19 protein-coding genes and 1 pseudogene are annotated in these 17,683 nt (G+C 63.5%); 7 read left to right on the forward strand and 13 right to left on the reverse strand.

The features are described 5' to 3' along the window. The first annotated feature begins 104 nt into the window (after positions 1–104). Positions 105–862: pseudogene (locus RS897_RS25815) on the forward strand (IS5 family transposase). 39 nt (positions 863–901) lie between these two features. Here the strand turns inward: RS897_RS25815 and RS897_RS25820 are convergent. From RS897_RS25820 to RS897_RS25830, 3 genes are all read right to left on the reverse strand, one after another. Then, positions 902–1,117: a hypothetical protein gene (locus RS897_RS25820; protein ID WP_315831548.1), complete on the reverse strand. Its 216-nt coding sequence runs from the start codon at positions 1,115–1,117 to the stop codon at positions 902–904. A gap of 139 nt (positions 1,118–1,256) precedes the next feature. After that, positions 1,257–2,174, reverse strand: coding sequence for an NAD(P)-dependent oxidoreductase (locus RS897_RS25825; protein ID WP_315831549.1), 918 nt, complete (start codon positions 2,172–2,174; stop codon positions 1,257–1,259). 79 nt (positions 2,175–2,253) lie between these two features. Continuing rightward, positions 2,254–2,736 (reverse strand): hypothetical protein, encoded by a 483-nt coding sequence (locus RS897_RS25830; RefSeq protein WP_315831550.1) that lies wholly within the window; start codon positions 2,734–2,736, stop codon positions 2,254–2,256. Positions 2,737–2,916: 180 nt separating this feature from the next. Between RS897_RS25830 and RS897_RS25835 the strand changes: the two genes are divergently transcribed. After that, positions 2,917–4,560 (forward strand): fumarate hydratase, encoded by a 1,644-nt coding sequence (locus RS897_RS25835; protein ID WP_315831551.1) that lies wholly within the window; start codon positions 2,917–2,919, stop codon positions 4,558–4,560. Continuing rightward, complete coding sequence (locus RS897_RS25840) at positions 4,557–4,895, forward strand: hypothetical protein (protein ID WP_315831552.1); 339 nt, start codon at positions 4,557–4,559, stop codon at positions 4,893–4,895. Before RS897_RS25835 ends, RS897_RS25840 begins: the two co-directional genes overlap by 4 nt. Positions 4,896–4,938: 43 nt before the next feature. On the opposite strand, the gene RS897_RS25845 is transcribed toward RS897_RS25840, so the two are convergent. Together RS897_RS25845 and RS897_RS25850 are read right to left on the reverse strand one after the other, a co-directional pair. Then, positions 4,939–7,125, reverse strand: a complete 2,187-nt coding sequence (locus RS897_RS25845) for a tetratricopeptide repeat protein (RefSeq protein WP_315831553.1) — start codon at positions 7,123–7,125, stop codon at positions 4,939–4,941. Beyond that, positions 7,122–9,146, reverse strand: coding sequence for a tetratricopeptide repeat protein (locus tag RS897_RS25850; RefSeq protein ID WP_315831554.1), 2,025 nt, complete (start codon positions 9,144–9,146; stop codon positions 7,122–7,124). The genes RS897_RS25845 and RS897_RS25850 overlap by 4 nt, the downstream gene beginning before the upstream one ends. A gap of 409 nt (positions 9,147–9,555) precedes the next feature. Between RS897_RS25850 and RS897_RS25855 the strand changes: the two genes are divergently transcribed. Both RS897_RS25855 and RS897_RS25860 read left to right on the forward strand, forming a co-directional pair. After that, a complete protein-coding gene (locus tag RS897_RS25855; RefSeq protein ID WP_315831555.1) occupies positions 9,556–10,293 on the forward strand; it encodes an Ig-like domain-containing protein in 738 nt (245 codons plus the stop codon). Positions 10,294–10,349: 56 nt separating this feature from the next. After that, positions 10,350–11,024, forward strand: a complete 675-nt coding sequence (locus RS897_RS25860; protein ID WP_315831556.1) for a DUF429 domain-containing protein — start codon at positions 10,350–10,352, stop codon at positions 11,022–11,024. Here the strand turns inward: RS897_RS25860 and RS897_RS25865 are convergent. The 4 genes from RS897_RS25865 to RS897_RS25880 form a co-directional block, all read right to left on the reverse strand. After that, positions 11,021–11,551: a hypothetical protein gene (locus RS897_RS25865; protein ID WP_315831557.1), complete on the reverse strand. Its 531-nt coding sequence runs from the start codon at positions 11,549–11,551 to the stop codon at positions 11,021–11,023. The two genes, RS897_RS25860 and RS897_RS25865, sit on opposite strands and share 4 nt — an antisense overlap. Before the next feature lie 152 nt (positions 11,552–11,703). Beyond that, positions 11,704–12,273, reverse strand: a complete 570-nt coding sequence (locus tag RS897_RS25870) for a hypothetical protein (protein WP_315831558.1) — start codon at positions 12,271–12,273, stop codon at positions 11,704–11,706. 171 nt (positions 12,274–12,444) lie between these two features. Next, on the reverse strand, positions 12,445–13,062 hold the full coding sequence (locus RS897_RS25875) for a thiamine pyrophosphate-dependent enzyme (protein WP_315831559.1): 618 nt from the start codon (positions 13,060–13,062) through the stop codon (positions 12,445–12,447). A 14-nt stretch (positions 13,063–13,076) separates the two neighbouring features. Continuing rightward, the gene (locus tag RS897_RS25880) at positions 13,077–13,619 is read right to left on the reverse strand and encodes a thiamine pyrophosphate-binding protein (protein WP_315831560.1); all 543 of its coding nucleotides are present in this window, start codon (positions 13,617–13,619) and stop codon (positions 13,077–13,079) included. Between the two features lie 278 nt (positions 13,620–13,897). On the opposite strand from RS897_RS25880, the gene RS897_RS25885 reads away from it, so the two are divergent. Further along, complete coding sequence (locus RS897_RS25885) at positions 13,898–14,968, forward strand: hydroxyacid dehydrogenase (RefSeq protein WP_315831561.1); 1,071 nt, start codon at positions 13,898–13,900, stop codon at positions 14,966–14,968. Positions 14,969–14,993: 25 nt separating this feature from the next. Continuing rightward, positions 14,994–15,800, forward strand: coding sequence for a transporter substrate-binding domain-containing protein (locus tag RS897_RS25890; protein WP_315831562.1), 807 nt, complete (start codon positions 14,994–14,996; stop codon positions 15,798–15,800). 37 nt (positions 15,801–15,837) lie between these two features. Here RS897_RS25890 and RS897_RS25895 read toward each other — a convergent pair whose 3' ends face one another. From RS897_RS25895 to RS897_RS25910, 4 genes are all read right to left on the reverse strand, one after another. Beyond that, positions 15,838–15,963, reverse strand: coding sequence for a hypothetical protein (locus tag RS897_RS25895; protein ID WP_315831563.1), 126 nt, complete (start codon positions 15,961–15,963; stop codon positions 15,838–15,840). 5 nt (positions 15,964–15,968) lie between these two features. Then, the gene (locus tag RS897_RS25900) at positions 15,969–16,130 is read right to left on the reverse strand and encodes a type II toxin-antitoxin system RelE/ParE family toxin (protein ID WP_315831564.1); all 162 of its coding nucleotides are present in this window, start codon (positions 16,128–16,130) and stop codon (positions 15,969–15,971) included. Beyond that, positions 16,127–16,354 carry a hypothetical protein gene (locus RS897_RS25905; RefSeq protein ID WP_315831565.1) on the reverse strand — a complete coding sequence of 76 codons (228 nt, stop codon included), beginning with the start codon at positions 16,352–16,354 and terminating at the stop codon, positions 16,127–16,129. The genes RS897_RS25900 and RS897_RS25905 overlap by 4 nt, the downstream gene beginning before the upstream one ends. Positions 16,355–16,428: 74 nt before the next feature. Further along, a complete protein-coding gene (locus RS897_RS25910) occupies positions 16,429–17,667 on the reverse strand; it encodes a TetR/AcrR family transcriptional regulator (RefSeq protein WP_315831566.1) in 1,239 nt (412 codons plus the stop codon). Between the last annotated feature and the right edge of the window lie 16 nt (positions 17,668–17,683).

Here is a 17,683-nt window from a genome sequence, read left to right on the forward strand (position 1 = left end):
CGGTACTATATTCATAGGTTTGCTAGGGCCCGTCCTCAATTAGAGGATTCCCCGGCAGATTATCGCGTGATTCATAGGCAGTCAGCTGATTCGGGAGCTGACAGATGCGCCGCTACGCCCTTCGGGACGATCAATGGGACAGGATCGAGGAGTTTTTGCCCGGCCGCAAAGGGCACGTTGGGGTCACCGCCAAGGACAATCGGCTGTTTGTCGAGGCGGTGCTGTACCGTTATCGCGCCGGGATTCCCTGGCGGGATTTGCCGGAGCGCTTTGGCGATCCGATCAAGGTTCACACGAGGTTTTCACGCTGGGCCAAGAGCGGTGTGTGGAAGAAGTTGTTTGAGATGCTGGCGAGCGATGCCGACAATGAGTACGCGATGATCGACAGCACAATCGTGCGGGCGCATCAGCACAGTGCCGGGGCGCAAAAAAAGCGGGCGAAGACGAGGCGCTCGGGCGCAGCAAAGGCGGGTTAAGCACCAAGATTCATGCGCTCGTCGATGCGCTGGGCAATCCGCTAGGGTTCAAACTTACGCCCGGCCAGGCCCATGATTTGCAAGGCGCCGATGCTCTGCTGCCGGACATGGCGGCCAATACCTTGCTGGCAGACAAGGCCTACGATGCCGACCAGCGGGTGATCGAACCGTTACTCGCCCGGGCAAAATCGGTCGTGATCCCGCCAAGAGGCCACCGCCAAATCCAGCGCGACTTCGATAAAGACGCCTACAAGGCGCGCCATCTCATCGAGAACTTCTTCTGCAAACTCAAGCAGTATCGCGCCATCGCAACCCGCTACGATAAAACTGCGAGAAATTTCCTTGCCGCAATCCACCTCGCCGCTGCTATCATTTGGCTCAATTGAGGACAGGCCCTAGTGCCCCTGATGCATCCGAAGTTCGTTTCAGAGGGAGCTGCGATGTCTCACGAACTTCGGATGCGGGGCACTCGTAACGCCGTGCTTGGCGATCCATTTCGGCCCGGGCCCGCGCATGTAATATCGTGAGGGATGATAGGCCGGCGTCTTGCGGCCGGTGATGAACACCGTCAGTGCCTTGACCACGACGCCGAAGGCGCGCTCCAGCAGCGAGAGGGCGGCGGCTGCGAATTTCTGGACCATGACACGGCTCCTCGATCCCGAGCACTTAAGCGGCAAGCGCATAGGGATTCGAGACGGGAGCCGGGGCGGCGATATAAAGGCGGCATAAGTGCCGCGGACGTCGTGTGGTGACGTCACACGGAAGAACGAAGCGGCCGCCTTACCCCTTCGTCACGATCCGCCGGCAATGCTCCAGCGCCGAACGCACCAGGTTCTCGCTGGCTTCCGGGGTGCGGAAGGCGGAGTGGGCGGACAGTGTGACGTTGCGGACTTTGGTCAGCGGGTGATCCTGCGGCAGCGGCTCGGTGTTGAACACGTCGAGGCCGGCGTGGCGCAGATGTCCCGAGGCGAGGGCCTCGATCATCGCGGCTTCGTCCACCAGCGCTGCGCGCGCCGTGTTGATCAGCAGCGCGCGGGGCCGGATCCGGGCGATGCGGTCGCGATTGAGGAAGCCGCGGGTGGCGTCGTTGAGCAGGAGATGCAGCGACAGCACGTGGCTGTCGGCGAGCAGGCGATCGAGCTCGACGAAGGTGACGCCCTTCACCTTGTCCTTTGGCGTCCGGTTCCAGGCCAGCACCTTCATGCCGCCGCCGCCGGCGATGCGCGCCACCTCGGCGGCGATGCCGCCGAAGCCGATCAGGCCCAGCGTCTTGCCGGTTAGCTGCATGCCGTCCTCGCGCAGCCATTGTCCGCCACGCATCTCGCGGTCCATCAGCGCGATGTCGCGCGCCGCCGCCCACATCAGGGCGATGGTCGCTTCCGCCACCGCGGTGTCGCCATAACCCTTGATGGTGTGCACGGTGATGCCGAGCTCGGCGAGCTCTTCCGGATTCATGTAGCTGCGTGCGCCGGTGCCGAGGAACACCACGTGCTGCAGCGTCTTGCACTGCTTCGCCACCGGCGTCGGCAACTGTGTGTGATCGATGATCGCGATCCTGGAATCGGCAAGGATCTTGGGCAGCGCTTCAGGCGCGATTTCCGGATCGCGATGGATCCGCACCGATGGATCGGCGTCTTTGAACTGGCGCTCGAATTCCTGCGCCATCGCTTCTTCGGCATCGACAAAGACTGCGACCATCGGTGTCCCCTCATTACAGCCCGCAAAGGTGCAGCCGAAGTCGGTTGGCGTCAACGGCGAACGCGCGCTGCGATTGCGGTCAGATATCTCGCTCCCGCGAGATGCTGACGGTGGTGCCGGTCTTGCCGCCGGTGCAGCGGATGTCGAGCCGGCGATAGCGCGTCGCGATGGTGGTGCCGCGGAAGATGCCGATGCGCTTGATGCAGCGGGCCGCGCCGTTCAGCGCGTCGTTGCGCGGAATGGTGAACACCAGCGCCGCGGCGCGGGCGACAAAGTCGTAGAACGCGTCCGACGGCTTGCGGCTCTCGGTGGCGGCGAACACCTCGTTGGTGACATTGCGGCTGGCGCAGCCCAGCGACGCCCGTTTCACCGCCGGGTGCTGCAGGTTGATGACGTTCGCCCCGGTCTTGCCGACGGCCAGGCCGTCGATCTGGCCCCTGAGCTGCTTGGCCAGGTCGTCGCAGGCGTCCGCCCGGGCCGCGGGTGCAACCAGCACCAGCAGGCCGAACACGACGAAGCCGGCTGCAAGCCGGCGCTGTGGAGAAAACGATGAAAAACCCATGAGACTCCCGGACGCGCATTAGAGCCCGGCCGCAGCGTATAACGCAAGCCCCTGCGCTGGCTTGGCTTTTCAGCCTCCACAGGTCTCTTCGGGATGGCCGGGCTGCTGTTTTGAACGCTTCAAAAGAGCCGGGAAAGAGCCTAGAAAGACGGCCAATCCGTTTCCTGTCGAGGCCCGCCCATGAACGCCCCCACCAAAGTCCCAACTGTACCGCCCTACAAGCACACACCGTTGTTCCCGCTGGGCAAGGACGACACGCCCTACCGCAAGATCTCGGCCGAGGGCGTGCGGGTCGAGACCGTGCTCGGCAAGGAGATGCTGGTGGTGTCGCGCGATGCGCTCAAGGCGCTGTCGGAAGCCGCCTTCATCGACATCAATCATTATTTGCGGCCCGGCCACCTCAAGCAGCTCCGCAACATCCTTGCCGACAAGGAGGCCAGCGACAACGACAAGTTCGTGGCCTTCGACTTTCTCAAGAATGCCAATATCGCCGCCGGTGGCGTGCTGCCGATGTGCCAGGACACCGGCACCGCGATCATCATGGGCAAGAAAGGTTTTCGCGTCATCACCGAAGGCGATGACGAGGCGGCACTGGCCGAGGGCGCGCGCGACGCGTATCTGACGCGCAACCTGCGCTATTCACAGGTCGCGCCGCTGTCGATGTTCGAGGAAAAGAACACCCAGAACAACATGCCGGCGCAGTGCGAGATCTATGCCGAGGGCGATGACGCCTACAAGTTCATGTTCATGGCCAAGGGCGGCGGCTCGGCCAACAAGAGTTTCCTGTTCCAGGCGACGCCGTCGATCCTGACCCGCGACCGCTTGCTGGCGTTCCTGAAGGAGAAGGTGCTGACGCTGGGCACCGCCGCGTGCCCGCCGTACCACCTCGCCATCGTGATCGGCGGCACCTCGGCCGAGCTCACCATGAAGACGGTGAAGCTCGCGTCCGCCCGCTATCTCGATGCGCTGCCGACCGAAGGCTCGGCCGACGGCCATGCCTTCCGTGATCTCGAGATGGAGCAGGAAATCCTGAAGATGACGCAGTCGCTTGGCGTCGGCGCCCAGTTCGGCGGCAAGTATTTCTGCCACGACGTCCGCGTGATCCGGCTGCCACGCCATGGCGCGTCGCTGCCGATCGGGCTCGGCGTGTCCTGCTCGGCGGATAGGCAAGTGCTGGGCAAGATCACCCGGGACGGCGTCTATCTCGAAGAGCTCGAGCACAATCCATCGCAGTACCTGCCGGAGGTGGAAAATGCGCTCGGCGGCGAGGTCGTGAAGATCGACCTCAACAAGCCGATGAAAGACGTGCTGGCGACGCTGTCGCAGTATCCGGTGAAGACCCGCCTGTCGCTGACCGGCACCATGATCGTGGCGCGCGACTCGGCGCACGCCAAGCTGCGCGAGCGGCTGGACAAGGGCGAGGGGCTGCCGGATTATTTCAAGAACCACCCGGTGTATTACGCCGGCCCGGCCAAGACCCCGGACGGTTATGCGTCGGGTGCGTTCGGTCCGACCACCGCGGGGCGGATGGATTCCTTCGTCGATCAGTTCCAGGCCGCGGGCGGCTCCATGGTGATGGTGGCGAAGGGTAACCGCGCTGTTGCCGTGCGCGAGGCCTGCAAGAAGCACGGCGGCTTCTATCTGGGCTCGATCGGCGGCGCCGCGGCGAACCTCGCCGAGCACTGCATCAAGAAGGTCGAGGTGGTGGAATATCCCGAACTCGGCATGGAAGCGATCTGGCGCATCGAGGTGGTGGACTTCCCGGCCTTCATCATCATCGACGACAAGGGCAACGACTTCTTCAAGGAATTGAATCTGGGATGAGGTCCTGTCCGACGTTCGCGGCGGGGATCGCGCTGCTGGCGCAGATGGCCATGGCAGGTTTAACGGCCGGTACCGCCATGGCCGGCTGTCGCGAGGATCACGTTGCGGCGGATCAGAATCTGCGCAAGGCGCGCGCCGGCATCGAGAAGGTCGCGGTGCAGGGCACTGATGCGGCGAAGTGCGCATCATACCGCCGCTACATCACTGCGCTCCGCGGACAGCGCGAGGTGATGGCCCGCTGCGACACCGGGCCGAACCAGTCCCGCAATGTGCAGACGATCGATACCGAGATCGCGAGCTTTGCCCAGCGGATGCGGGATCTCTGCAAGTGGTAGGGTCTCGCACAGGCGGCCAATCTACCCTGCAATTCGCCTGACATCAGGTCGCATGTACCGACGCCAAATATCCAAGCTCCGCTGCCACGCGGGTCAGGACGCCGTCCCAGGCCTGCGGCTTCTCCTGTCGAAATAGTCGCAGGCCCGGATACCAGGGACTGTCTTCGCGGTCGCGCAGCCAGCGCCAGTCCCGCGCATAAGGCAGCAGCACCCAGACCGGGTGGCCCATGGCGCCAGCCAGGTGCGCCACCGAGGTGTCGACTGCGATGACGAGGTCGAGCGCGGCCACCGCGGCCGCGGTGTCGGCAAAGTCACCAAGCCCTGGCGCAAGATCGATCACATCGGAACCAAGTGAGGCGAGTACCGGCACGTCAGCGGGCCGCGGCTCCTTCTGAAGACTGTAGAGCTGCACGCCCGGCATGACGAGGCGCGGCAGCACCGCGTCCGCCGCCAGCGAGCGATACCGGTCGTCCTTGTGGGTCGGGCTCCCGGCCCAGACGATCCCGACCTTCAACGCGGCTACGTTGTGGAAAGCGCGGCGCCAGGTTTCGACTTTTGCCGGATCGGCACGAAGATACGGAACGTCGGATGGAATGGACTCAATCGTGGTGCCGAACACGTACGGCAGATCCATCAGTGGCAACTGCAGGTCGAACGGCGGCAGTGCCGCGCCGCGGGGAATCGCCGTGATGCCCGGGAGCTGCTGCAGCAGCGGCACCAGCGTGGCCTGGACGTGCAGCACGATTGTCCCGCCCCGGGCCGCAACCATCGGCAGATAGCGCACGAACTGCAGGACGTCACCGATCCCCTGTTCGGAAAACAGCAGCAGCGTCCGGTCGATAAACTGCTCGCCCTGCCACTCCGGGGCACTGAAATCCTGCATGCTGCTGAACAAGGTCGTGCATCGACGTCTCCAACGATAGTCCAAGAAGCCATTCTGGAGATCGCCGCATATCAGCAGCAGATGCGAATGATTGAAGCGCACCAGCGGATGCTCTGCCGCAAGCGCAACGGCACGATGCGAGACCTCAAGCGCCTGGTCGATCTCTCCCTTGCTGAACAGGATCGTTGCCAGATTGCTGCGTATCAACGGATGCTCCGGCGCCAGCGCAACAGCGCGTTGCGAGGCGGCAAGCGCTTCTTCAATCGTTCCCGTCTCGTGCAGGGCGACCGCGAGATTGGCATAACCGTCAGCGTCGTTGGGGTCGGCCGCGATCGCACGACGATACGCTCCGATCGCTGCTTCGATGTCGTTCTTCCGTTCGAGAATGACGCCCCGGTTGACATGCGCCTTGGCATAGTCCGGATCGAGCGCCAGTGCGCGCTCGCAGGCGGCCGCCGCTTCGTCGAACCTGCCGAGATCACACAGGCAGGCGCTGAGATTGTTGTGGATCGTGACGTCAGTCGGATCGATCGTTGTGACCCCCCGATAGATCCCGGCCGCGTCCGCAGTGCGTCCGGCCTCGTGCAGGGCCCGCCCAAACTGCTTCAGCGCTGCCATATCATTCGGGACCAGTTCCACGGCCCGCCCATAATGGACGAGCGCGTCGTTCAGCCTGGCTTGCTGATGGAGTGCGGCTCCAAGCATGCCATGCACCCCAGGATCGTCCGGATCGAAGGCCAAGGCCTGGCGATAGGCGGCCGTCGCATCATCGGACCTGCGCTGCTCCATGAGCAGATGACCCAGATTGCGCCAGGCGCGGGGGTATGCAGGATTGTGTGCAATCAGGGCGCGATAAGCCTCCTCTGCCTCGGCCGGCCGTCCGGCGGCCGCGAGAGCGATGGCAAGATTGAAGCGTGCGCGAACCAAATTCGGATCGAGCTCGATCGCGCGACGATAGGCTGAAGCGGCGTCAGCGAAACGCATCAGATCGACCAGTGCGGTGCCGAGTTTGACGTGCAGGCCGGCGTCACGCGGCCTCAATGTGACGGCGCGTTGGAATGCGGCAAGCGCGCCGTCCCGTTCACCTTTGACGGCCAAGGCGTCGCCGAGCGTCACCAGCGCCGGCACGTAATCCGGATCCAGGCCAAACACGCGGCCGAGCAGCGCGATGCCCTCTGCCGTGCGATCGGCTGAAAAAGCAATGACGGACGCAAGGTGAAGCGCCGGAATGTGGTCAGGGCGTGCGACAAGGATATCGCCGCATAGAACGGCCGCCGGCTCCCGGCGGCCCGCATTGTAATGTTCGGCGGCCTTACCCAACATCAGATCAACTGCAGCCACTGTCATCCCCCAACCACCTTGCCGGTGGCGCCGGGCGGCCAGAGGAGATCGCGTTCGCTATTGACCACGCAGGCGAGTTCCGCGGACACCCGCGCAATGACATTATCCCAGGCCTGCGGCGCACGCTGACGGAACAACCGCATGCCTGGATACCAGGGGCTGTCCTCCCGGTCACGCAGCCAGCGCCAATCGAGGGCATGAGGGAGCAGAACCCAGACTGGACGACCAAGCGCTCCCGCCAGATGCGCGACTGACGTATCGACCGCGATGACCAGGTCGAGGGCCGTGACCGCGGCCGCGGTATCGGAAAAGTCGCCAAGTGCCGGCGCCAGATCGACGATGTTCCGGCCCAGACCTTCGACGGCTTGTGCATCGGCGGCGCGAGTGTCCTTCTGAAGGCTGTAAAGCTTGACACCCGGCATCACCAGCTGGGGCAGCAGCTTTTCCGCCGCCAGCGAGCGCAGGCGGTCGCCCTTGTGCCTCGGATTGCCGGCCCAGACGACGCCAACCTTCAGCGAAGCCTCGTCGTCCAGAGCCTGGCGCCATTGCGCAAGTTTCCCTGCATCCGGATGGAGATAAGGAATGGCGGCAGGAATGGTGTCGAGGGTGGTGCCAAACACGCGCGGCAAGCCGATCAGCGGCAAGTGCAGATCGAACCGCGGCAACGGCTCGCCGCGGGCAACGACAGTCACGTCCAGGTGCGTGCGCAGGAGCGGCACGAGCGCAGGCTGAACCTGCAGCACGATCGATCCGCCCATCTGCGCGGCTATCGGCAGATAGCGAACGAATTGCAAGGTATCGCCAAGGCCCGCTTCGGTATGGAGCAACAGCGTGTGCCCCGCGAACGACTCGCCCTGCCATTCAGGTTCGGCAAAGGCGGGATAGCCTTCCGACCATTCCTTGCATTTGTGGCCCCAGCGAAGCTCTTCGAAGCCGCTTGCTAGGTGGCCGTTCATCAGCAGAACATGGGCATGATTGAAGCGGACCAGCGGGTCATCCGGATCGAGGGCCACGGCCTGGTGCGACGCTGCGAGCGATTCGTCCAGTGCGCCTACGATGCGCAACGTGACAGCGAGATTGGAGTGGCCTTTGGCGTAGGTTGGGTCCGCGGCGACGGCACGCTGATGCGCGGTGAGGGCGTCCTTGAACCGGCCCTGAGCGTCGAGGATGATACCGAGATTAGTGCAGGCCGGTGCATGGTTCGCACCAAGCCGCAGCGCGTGTTGACACGCGTCCATTGCCTCATCCTGCTGCCCCAGGTCACAGAGACAGCCGGCGAGGTTGGTCAGGGCCGTGACGGCGCTGGAACCACGGTCAGAAACCTGCCTGTCGCGATCGCATGGCTCATCCTTGAGCGCGTTGCGATAGGCGGTCACGGCCTCCTCGAGCTTGTTCTGATCTGCGAGCAAATTCCCAAGATTGATCCAGGCGTCCTGATGACAGGGATCGCGCTCGATCACGGCGCGGTACATCTGCTCGGCCTCCGTCGCCCGGACTTGTTTGGCCAATGATGTCGCAAGGTTGAAACGCGCCTGGACCAGATTCGGATCGAGCGCGAGTGCGCGGCGGTAGGCCGCCTCCGCCTCGGGAAAGCGCGATAGCTCTGATAGCGCAACACCGAGCTTGCCATGGAGGCCTGCGTCGAGCGGCCGCAGCGCGATCGCCCGCTGAAATACAGCCACAGCACCTTCGTCCTCACCCTTGATGGCGAGCGCGTCGCCAAGTGTGGAGAGCGCAGGCACGTGATTCGGATCGCGGCGGAGCACCGGGCCGAGGAGTTCGCGGCCGTCCTCCATCCGGCCCTCCGCGAAGGCGATCACGGAAGCGAGGTGCAGCGCCGGCAAATGATGCGGATGTGCTGCAAGAATGTCGGCGCACAGCATGCCTGCGCGCTGGGGGCTGCCTGCATTGTAATGCTCGGCCGCCTGCACCAGCAGCCGATGCGTTTCTGCAGTCCCCACGCTTGCCCCCCGCGGTTGTAGAACGAAGGTTAAACGCGCGGTGGCGCCGATTCCGGCGGTCAACATCCCGGATCAAATTCATCATCCACGGCGTGTCCCGCGGTTGCGGCGGACCGGCAATTCGCGCGGCGCGCGTTACCCGTGTGAATGATGGTTCACGCCGGTGGATGCGCATCCAAGGCGCCGCTGAACCTTATTCCGAGATGCGGCGACTTACTCCCTGAGACCGTCAGGGTCTTGTTGTTGAGCGTGGTGAAGCCCCGCACCGGATTGCGAAAATAAAGATTCCTGTTTGCGCAGGATGAGAAGATTTTCGCCGCGACCCACTCGATAAGTGCACCGGCCCGATATTGCCGGGCCGCACGATGTCGGTGGACTGTTATCCGGGAAGGACAGGATCGGACATCAAGTTGCTTGATGGAGGATACTGATTTTGCGACCGCAATTGCCTCCGCGCGCCGTGCGCGGCACTCACTTGAGCCATGTTTCCTTTCATCTGAAATCCGCAGCGTTCGCGGTCTTCTGCATTGTTGTCTTGATCGTGCTGGTGTGGGTGAATGCCGCGCGCGCCCAGAGCGAAATCATCAGTGTCACGACAACCACAAGCATCACCACATCGGTCAATCCGGTCGCCCCCGACAGTGTCGTGACGTTGACCGCGCGGGTCGAGGCCGATCATGGCGGCGTGCCCGGCGGCAGCATCGATTTCTTCGATGAATCGACGATGGTGTGGCTGGGACGCGCGGAGGTCGCATCACCTTCGATTACCGTGGCCAACCTGTCTCCAGGCGCGCATCCGATCCGTGCGCACTACAGCGGCGCCACGGCGTTTCTCCCGTTCATTGCCATGCCGAGTTCCTCCGCGATCCTGATCCAGCATGTGCGGACCGTTCCGCGGCTGGAACTGTCGACCTCGTACAATCCGAGCACGCCGGGCGAGCCGTTGACACTGGTCGCCAGGGTCAGTGCGGGATTGCCCAAACCAACCGGCACGGTGACGTTCCGGGATGGCGAACGGATCCTCGCCGCCGGCATCCGGCTCGGCCACGACGGACGCGCTGCCTTCATCACCTCGGCGCTGTCCGGCGGGATGCATCTGCTCAGCGCGGAGTATGAGGGGGACCTGGCGTTTGCAAAGGTGATCGCCACGGTGCGGCAGGATGTCGGGGAGGGTCCGGTCGAATCGTTCAAGGTCGGCCGCGTACAGGACTGACCAGCTTTATCGAACCAGCATCTTGACCCGTACCCGCGGGTTTCCGACAAAACCGAATGACTGTCGCGATCGGTCTTGATGGCTTCCGGAACGGGTGGGTGGCGGTCGAAATCGCCGGCCGCCGGCGCAAGATCGTGTTTCTGAGCGACATCGCCGAACTGCTGGAGCGGCCGTTCGACCGCGCCGGGATCGACATTCCGATCGGCCTGCCGGACAGCGGCGACCGGTCCTGCGATCTCGCGGCGCGGGCGCTGCTGCGGCCCCACGCCTCGCGGGTGTTCACCGGTGCCCGCCGCGGCTTGTGGGAGTTTCGCTCGCAAGGCGAGGCCAATCGCGCGCTGAAGGCGCGCGGTGAGAAGATGGCATCGATCCAGCTGTGGAATCTCGGGCCGAAGATCATGCAGGTCGATGCGGCGATGACGCCTCGGTTGCAGCGACGGATCGTCGAGGTGCATCCCGAACTGGTGTTCTGGCGTCTCAATGGCCATCGGCCGCTACCGGCCAAGACGACGGAGCAGGGCGTGGCGCTGCGCCGTGAGCTGCTGATGACCGATGGCTTCACAGGTCTCGGCGATTGGCTTGAGCATGAACGTATCGGGAAGGGTGCCAAGGTCGACGACGTGCTGGACGCCTGCGCTGTCGCCATCGCCGCGCGTGATGGACGCCATTGCCTTCCCGAAGGCCGGGCGCTGAAGGACGCGCGCGGCCTGAAGATGCAGATCTGGTACTAGCTCCGGTAATAGCGCCACATCCGCAGAAAAGTGCCGTGGATTTCCGCGGCGGGCTGGTCGAACGGCTCGAGGTTGACCTGAAGAAAACCACTCTTGTCCAGCCGCCAGGGACGGCGCATCAGCGCGCGATAGAGCGGCTGCTTGCGCCAGTCGACCACCAGCGCGCTGGCGAGAGGAACGTTCAGCACGATCTGCAATTGCTCGGTGATCATGGCGCGGTCGGCGATCGGCACCAGATTGATCTCTTTGATGGCCCGCCAGCGGATCAGCCCGAAGGCCTGCAGGAAAATGCCGTATTGATTGGCGCCGATGGTGGGGCGTCCCGTCTCCAGCAGCGGCAGGTTGTAATAGGTAAAGGCGGCCGTCGCAGCAGCGAACAGCAGCCAGTACCACCCCCCGGTGAACCAGGCCGCCCCGAGAAACACCGCGGCTAAAAGCGCCATCACATAGATCGGAAAATAGGTATCGTCGCGGCTGTAGGCGACCGAATAGCCGCCGACATTTTCTTCGTTCAGATTGCTGCTCATCTGAGCTGTGTGCCTGCACCTCGAGCGTCCCGGCGCCCGTCAGGCTATGGCATTTCGCTGTAAGCGCAACGGGTGATGACGTCGCGCCGGCTATGGTGGTGTGAACCGAATTGCCTCAAATTTAATCGACGGGCCGGTTGCGAGGACGGCTGTCAGATGGTGGCGTTTGTGGTGACGGCATTGGCGCGGTCACGGGCGCGCTGCGAATACCATTTGGTGAATTGCACGGCGGCATTGCGGGCAGAGAAGGCGATGATCACACCGACCCAGAGCGGGGCAGAGGGCCACCACACCGACAGCATGTCCGCCACCAGCATCAGCGCGAAGGCGCCGACCCAGACCCAGGTCAGGACGTAATTGGTGCGGATGAATTCCGGCATGACCCGCACCTCGGGGGTGACATGTTCGCGGGCATATTGCAGCGTGAACGGAAAGCGCAGCACGATCGAAACCAGCACGACACTGAGCAGGGCGATATCGATCGCAATGCGGATGGTCGCGTGGCTCCAGGCGTCGTTGGTCAGGAGCACGATCGCGCCGAGGCTGCTGAAGATCACGACCGAGGCGATGTTCAGGATCTTGGCCGAGCGGCCCTTGATCCGTTCGTGGACGATCAAAGCCAATGCGACGGTCGCGCCGGCGAACAGGCCGATCGTGATCGGGAACAGCCAGTTCAGGGCGCCGAGCACGAGGAAGGGCAACAGGATGAGGAAGAATGACATGGCCGCCTCCGTGAACTGTTTCCCGCAGTTATCTTTACGATGTAAAGATTTTAAGCCGGAAGGTCTGCGGGGTCAAGCAAAATCTTTACAGTGTAAAAATTGACGGGAGGGAGTGGCGATTTTTGCTTATAATATTGAAAATACTTATATTTTTATGGTGGCTGTCCAGTGTCAGTGCGCCGATCGCACACCCAGTCCCACCATGAAGCGCTCGCGGATTTGCACGGGATCGCGGGGTGTGGTGCCGGCGGCGGGTTTGTCGTCGATGCGCGCGGCGATCAGGCGTGGCGTGGTCGCAGACAGCGCGTCGTGAATCAGCCGGTCGAAGTCGTCCTCATCGGCGGCCCACGCGCTCTGCGCAAGTCCGCAGCCTTGGGCGACGGCGACGATGTCGGTGGTTGTTGCTGCTGGTGTCGGCTGCGCGCCGGTGATCTGGTAGATGCCATTGTCCATCACGATCAGGGTCAGGTTTGCCGGCGCCAGCATCGCGATGGTCGAGAGGCATCCCAGCTGCATCAGCAGCGAGCCGTCGCCTTCCAGCGCGATTACCCGTCGTGTCGGCTGCGCCAGCGCAACGCCCAGCGCGATGGGAAAGGCGAGGCCCATGCTGCCGAGCATATAAAAGTTTTGGGGACGGTGGCCCGCCGCCCACAGGTCGAAATTGGTGTTGCCGATGCCGCCGACCACGGCTTCGTCGTGCTTGAGTTTGGCGACCAGCCGCGTGGTGAGGTCGAAGCGGTTCATCACTTTGGTGTTGGCCGAGCGGGTCGGGGAGGTTGCATTCGTCATGGTCCTGATCCCCTTTACGCCGCGAACACTTTGCCGCCGGTCAGCAGCGGCGACAGGATCAGCGCCACCGGCGCCTGCGTTGCGACCGCCTGCCGGATCGAGCGATCGACAATGAATTCGAACTCATCCAGCCGCGTCGCGGTGTGATGCTCGATCGCAAGCGACTCCAGTACCGGCCGCATGGTGCGGCACACCAGAGTCTGGCCATAGTTGAACTCGCCGAGCGTGCCGCGTTCGGACACCACCATGATCAACGGGATCTGGTAGGGCAGCACCAGCGACGCCAGCGTGTTGGCGAGGGTGGCAAAGCCGCTGGTCTGCATCAGCACGGCGCCGCGCAGGCCGCCCATCCACGCACCGGAGACGATGCCGACGGCTTCTTCCTCGCGTGCCGCGGGGAAGGCGGTGAAGAACGGATCGGCGTGAATGCTCGTGATCAGCGTGGTCAGCACGCGGTCGGGGACATAGGTCACGAGCTTGATGTCGTGCTGCTTGAGCGTGTGGTGGAGGATCTCGTGCCATACTTGGGGCTTGGGCCTGTTCTCGGCAGCGGCCATCGATCACTCCCTTATCCATCCAGCATTGCAGTGCGTCATCGCTGACGGCCATGCCGGTTACGTCAAGACTTGATGCGACAAGACCGATTGTCAACAATCTTGTTAATCAGGAGGGCTGTGACGGCGGAATCAGGGAAGGGCGGTTCGCAAGGCGAGATGTCGGATACCTGTTAGAACTGTTTCAGGCGTGGACGCCACAGCCTTCGGCGCAGTACCACATCCTTCTCACCCCTTCCGGCCCGGCTCTGCAGATTCCTGAACTTGAGAGTACAATCAAGATGACCAACGCGACCAAGCGTGTGTTCTATGTGAAGTACCTGGCCCATCCGATCTATACGGAGATCCTGCAGGCGCGGCCGGATGTGCGGCTCGATCGGCTGGAGAATGACAGCGCCGAGGAGATCGCAGCCCCGATCCTTGCTGCCGCCCACGCCTATCAGATTGGTGCTGCGCGCGACGAGCTCGCGCCGGTGTTCCACGCGGGGCATGATCTGCTGCGGCGCACGCCCAATCTCCTGATCGTCTCGAGCAATGGCGCGGGTTTCGACCCGGTGGACGTCGAAGCCTGCACCAGTGCGGGTGTGCTGGTGGTCAATCAGTCCGGCGGCAACGCCCGCTCGGTGGCGGAGCACGCGCTGGCCATGATGCTGGGCTTGTCGAAACGCATCGGCGAAGCCGACCGGGCGCTGCGGCGCGAGCCCGCTGTGGAGCGCAATGCGCTGATGGGGCAGGAAATCCAGGGCAAGACTCTCGGCATTGTCGGTCTCGGTCATGTCGGCCGCCGGGTTGCCGAGCTGTGTTACGGGCTCTTTGGCATGCGCGTGCTTGCTTATGATCCTTTTTTGTCGGCCGAAGAAGTCACGCGCCGGGGCGGCGAGAAGGTCGCGCTGGACGAGTTGCTGCGCCGCGCCGATTTCGTCTCCATCAGCTGTCCGCTCAACAGCGAGACCCGGGGCTTGATCGGTGCAAAGCAATTCGCGCTGATGCCGCCGCATGCCTACTTCGTCACCACCGCGCGCGGGTTCATCCATGACGAGGACGCACTCACTGATGCGTTGCGCGGCAAGCGGATCGCCGGCGCCGGTCTCGATGTCTGGGCGAAGGAGCCGCCGCCGCATCACCATCCACTGCTGCAGTTCGACAATGTGATCGTGTCTCCGCACACCGCCGGCGTCACCAGGGAGGCGAGGACCAATATGGGCCGGATCGCCGCAGAACAGTTGCTCGGCGCGCTGGACGGCCAGCGGCCGCCGCGGCTGATCAATCCAGAAGTGTGGCCGCACTACGCGCGGCGGTTCGAGCGCGCATTCGGAGTCGCGCCGCAGGCGCCGGCTGATCGGGTGGGCTGATGAGCCATCTATCGGGGAGTGTCAGATGATGTTTCATTCCAGCCTGCATCCAATGCGACGACAGGCAGTTGCACTTGTTGTCGCCGCTCTGGCGGTATCGTCAGGCGCGGCCCTGGCGGCCGATGTCGATCCCGCCAAGATCCTCGCGCCCGGCGGGCGACTGCGGGCGGCGCTTTATCCGGGCACGCCAACCTCGATCCTGACCGACAATCCGTCGGAGCCGCGTGGCGTCGGATACGAGATCGGCCGGGAATTGGCGCGCCGGCTTCAGGTGGCTTATGAGCCGGTGGTGTTTGCCAAGAACGCGGAAGTGCTTGAGGCCGTCAAGACGGGCGCCGTCGATGTCGCCTTCACCAATGCGACGGCCGCGCGCGCCAGGGACATGGACTTTGCGCCGCCTTACCTGATCATCGAGCTCGGATACCTGCTGCCGCCGGGATCGGCCATAAAAGATCTCGGCGAACTCGATGCGGTCGGACGGCGCATCGGCGTCACCACCGGCAGCACCTCGGACGCGACGTTGTCCCGCGACCTGAAGCATGCGGAGATCGTGCGCGCGATGACCTTGAAAGATGGCGTCACATTGCTGGCGTCCCGCCAGGTCGATGCGTTCGCCACCAACAAGGCTTCGTTGTTCGAGATGGCGGATCAACTGCCAGGCGCGCGCGTGCTCGACGGGCACTGGGGCCTGGAGCGCCACGCCATCGCCATTCCCAAAGGGCGCGATGCTGCACTCGTTTTCCTTGGCAACTTCACCGTCGAGATTCAGACGAGCGGCCTGGTGAAGGCGGCAATCGCGCGGGCGGGGCTGAAGGGTGTGCTGGAGCCTTAGTGGCTATTGACGCGGCGATAACCGGCCGGTTCGTCCCTCAAAGGTCGGAATGCTCACGCTCGCGCGCCGAATGCTGGATGGAGAGAACAGCAATCTCCTCAGCAACGTCATTCACGATGTAATAAATAATAGAGGGATAGCGGCGAGCTACGATCTTGCGCACGCCGTCTATTTTTTGCTGTCGCCCACATGCGGAAAGAGCACAAGATTCTGAAGTGACTCAAGGATGGCAGTGCGCACGCGAAGCGCAGCTTGCGGGCTGCGCTCACGGATAAAGATGGCGATTTCATTCAAATCTTGTGTCGCGCGCGGCGTGAACCGGAGCTTCATTTATCAAAAGCGTGAAACGCCGCTTCGACCTCGGAATCGGTCGCGAATTGACGGCGCTTGGCCTGGGCGAGACCTTCGAGCACAGCCGGCAGATGCGCCGCATCGATGTCCTCGGGCTCGCCTTCGTTGCCAGTCAAGGTGAGCATGGCAAGCGCAATCTGGTCCTGGCTGTCCGGCGGTAGCCGCCGCACGGCTTCAAGGGCCTTTTCGAGCAGTTTTGTCATGACCATAAGATATGATTTGCGGCTTCCGAATGGAAGGGGGATTCGGGAGTGTCTTCCAGGAACGTGTGATCCCGCTACGACAAAATACCCTCGAACAGCGGTCGTACGAACAGGTCCACATCGGTCTGATCCCCGGCAAGCCGCGGCACCCAGCGGTCAAGCTCGGACGCGGCATTGATCATTCCCGCCACCTGTTGCGCGGCGATCGCCGGGTCGAGTGTGGGGATGTCGCCCTCGCGGATCGCTTGCACCACGAACATTCCCAGCTGTTCGATCAGGCGATCGAGGCCGCGCATGGAGTCCTTGCGGGTTTCTTCCGGCAACGCATTCCATGCCGAGGTTCGCAGCAGTGGTCCCTGGTCGGAGAGCTGGATGCGAACCTGCGCCCGCGCGGCCGCCGTCAGCCGCTCCCAGCCGGTGTTATGACGCTCACGCGCCAGCGCCTGGGTGCGTCGGATGACGGCGAACGTCCGCTCGAAACAGGCGGCGACCAGTTCTTCCTTGCTGTCATAGTGATGGTAGAACGAACCCTTGGTGAGGTTGAGGCGCGCCGCGATGCGATCCACCGACACGCCACGATAGCCCTGGTCGTTGAGCAGGATGGTGGCGGCGCGCAGGAAGGCCTCGGGCGTGGTCGCATCACCCGCGGCCGGTTGTGGCCAGCCGATGTCCGGCTGCGCCGGCTCGCGCCATTGTTTCCGCCGGCTTGCAAGGCCGTTGATCACGATGTCGCTCATGCATGCGGCGGCATGGACATAGTCTTCGGGTTCGTAGCGGGAGATCCAGCGCCGCATCCAGTGAAGCAGCGACAGCAGCAGGTGCGCGCGTGCGTTGCGCTGCTGGGGCTGCAGCGTCTCCTTCGGCAGCAGCCGCCTGATGCTGCGAAACATCTCGGTGTAGGCCGCGAAGACATGGTCGACCTCCGGTGCCTTCAGCGCCCGGATGTCGTTGAAATTGACCAACTGGTCGCATCGGCCGCTGGCGATCCCGGCCAAAAGCTCGGCGTGATCGTGGATCAGACGGCGGATTCGCGCTTCCGGATTGCCCGCGCTCAGCGCCGCCACCGCCAGCGCCTGCCCGGTATCGATCGACTTCAGCAGACAGGCCGCCGCCAGATCGTCCTTGCGGCGATAATAATAGGTCACGCTGTTGGTGAGCAGGCCGACACTGCCGGCGATGTCGGCGAAGGTCGCGCCCTTGAGGCCGCGCCGGTTGAACTCGCGGGCGGCGGCGTCGAGGATCGCGTCCTGCTTGGCGACGAACTTGCGGGTCCGGGCCAGTTCGCCCTTGTCGCGCGGTTTCGTTGTCGGCAATCCGTTCGGCTTCATG

It is taken from the genome of Bradyrhizobium prioriisuperbiae, assembly GCF_032397745.1.
Taxonomy (GTDB): Bacteria; Pseudomonadota; Alphaproteobacteria; order Rhizobiales; family Xanthobacteraceae; genus Bradyrhizobium_A; species Bradyrhizobium_A prioriisuperbiae.

Excerpts from the sequence above, each read along its gene's own strand:
- RS897_RS25820 (WP_315831548.1), bottom strand. The coding sequence starts at position 1,117 with ATGGTCCAGAAATTCGCAGCCGCCGCCCTCTCGCTGCTGGAGCGCGCC.
- RS897_RS25825 (WP_315831549.1), bottom strand. The coding sequence starts at position 2,174 with ATGGTCGCAGTCTTTGTCGATGCCGAAGAAGCGATGGCGCAGGAATTC.
- RS897_RS25830 (WP_315831550.1), bottom strand. The coding sequence starts at position 2,736 with ATGGGTTTTTCATCGTTTTCTCCACAGCGCCGGCTTGCAGCCGGCTTC.
- RS897_RS25835 (WP_315831551.1), top strand. The coding sequence starts at position 2,917 with ATGAACGCCCCCACCAAAGTCCCAACTGTACCGCCCTACAAGCACACA.
- RS897_RS25840 (WP_315831552.1), top strand. The coding sequence starts at position 4,557 with ATGAGGTCCTGTCCGACGTTCGCGGCGGGGATCGCGCTGCTGGCGCAG.
- RS897_RS25845 (WP_315831553.1), bottom strand. The coding sequence starts at position 7,125 with ATGACAGTGGCTGCAGTTGATCTGATGTTGGGTAAGGCCGCCGAACAT.
- RS897_RS25850 (WP_315831554.1), bottom strand. The coding sequence starts at position 9,146 with ATGTTGACCGCCGGAATCGGCGCCACCGCGCGTTTAACCTTCGTTCTA.
- RS897_RS25860 (WP_315831556.1), top strand. The coding sequence starts at position 10,350 with ATGACTGTCGCGATCGGTCTTGATGGCTTCCGGAACGGGTGGGTGGCG.
- RS897_RS25865 (WP_315831557.1), bottom strand. The coding sequence starts at position 11,551 with ATGAGCAGCAATCTGAACGAAGAAAATGTCGGCGGCTATTCGGTCGCC.
- RS897_RS25870 (WP_315831558.1), bottom strand. The coding sequence starts at position 12,273 with ATGTCATTCTTCCTCATCCTGTTGCCCTTCCTCGTGCTCGGCGCCCTG.
- RS897_RS25875 (WP_315831559.1), bottom strand. The coding sequence starts at position 13,062 with ATGACGAATGCAACCTCCCCGACCCGCTCGGCCAACACCAAAGTGATG.
- RS897_RS25880 (WP_315831560.1), bottom strand. The coding sequence starts at position 13,619 with ATGGCCGCTGCCGAGAACAGGCCCAAGCCCCAAGTATGGCACGAGATC.
- RS897_RS25885 (WP_315831561.1), top strand. The coding sequence starts at position 13,898 with ATGACCAACGCGACCAAGCGTGTGTTCTATGTGAAGTACCTGGCCCAT.
- RS897_RS25890 (WP_315831562.1), top strand. The coding sequence starts at position 14,994 with ATGATGTTTCATTCCAGCCTGCATCCAATGCGACGACAGGCAGTTGCA.
- RS897_RS25900 (WP_315831564.1), bottom strand. The coding sequence starts at position 16,130 with ATGAAGCTCCGGTTCACGCCGCGCGCGACACAAGATTTGAATGAAATC.
- RS897_RS25905 (WP_315831565.1), bottom strand. The coding sequence starts at position 16,354 with ATGACAAAACTGCTCGAAAAGGCCCTTGAAGCCGTGCGGCGGCTACCG.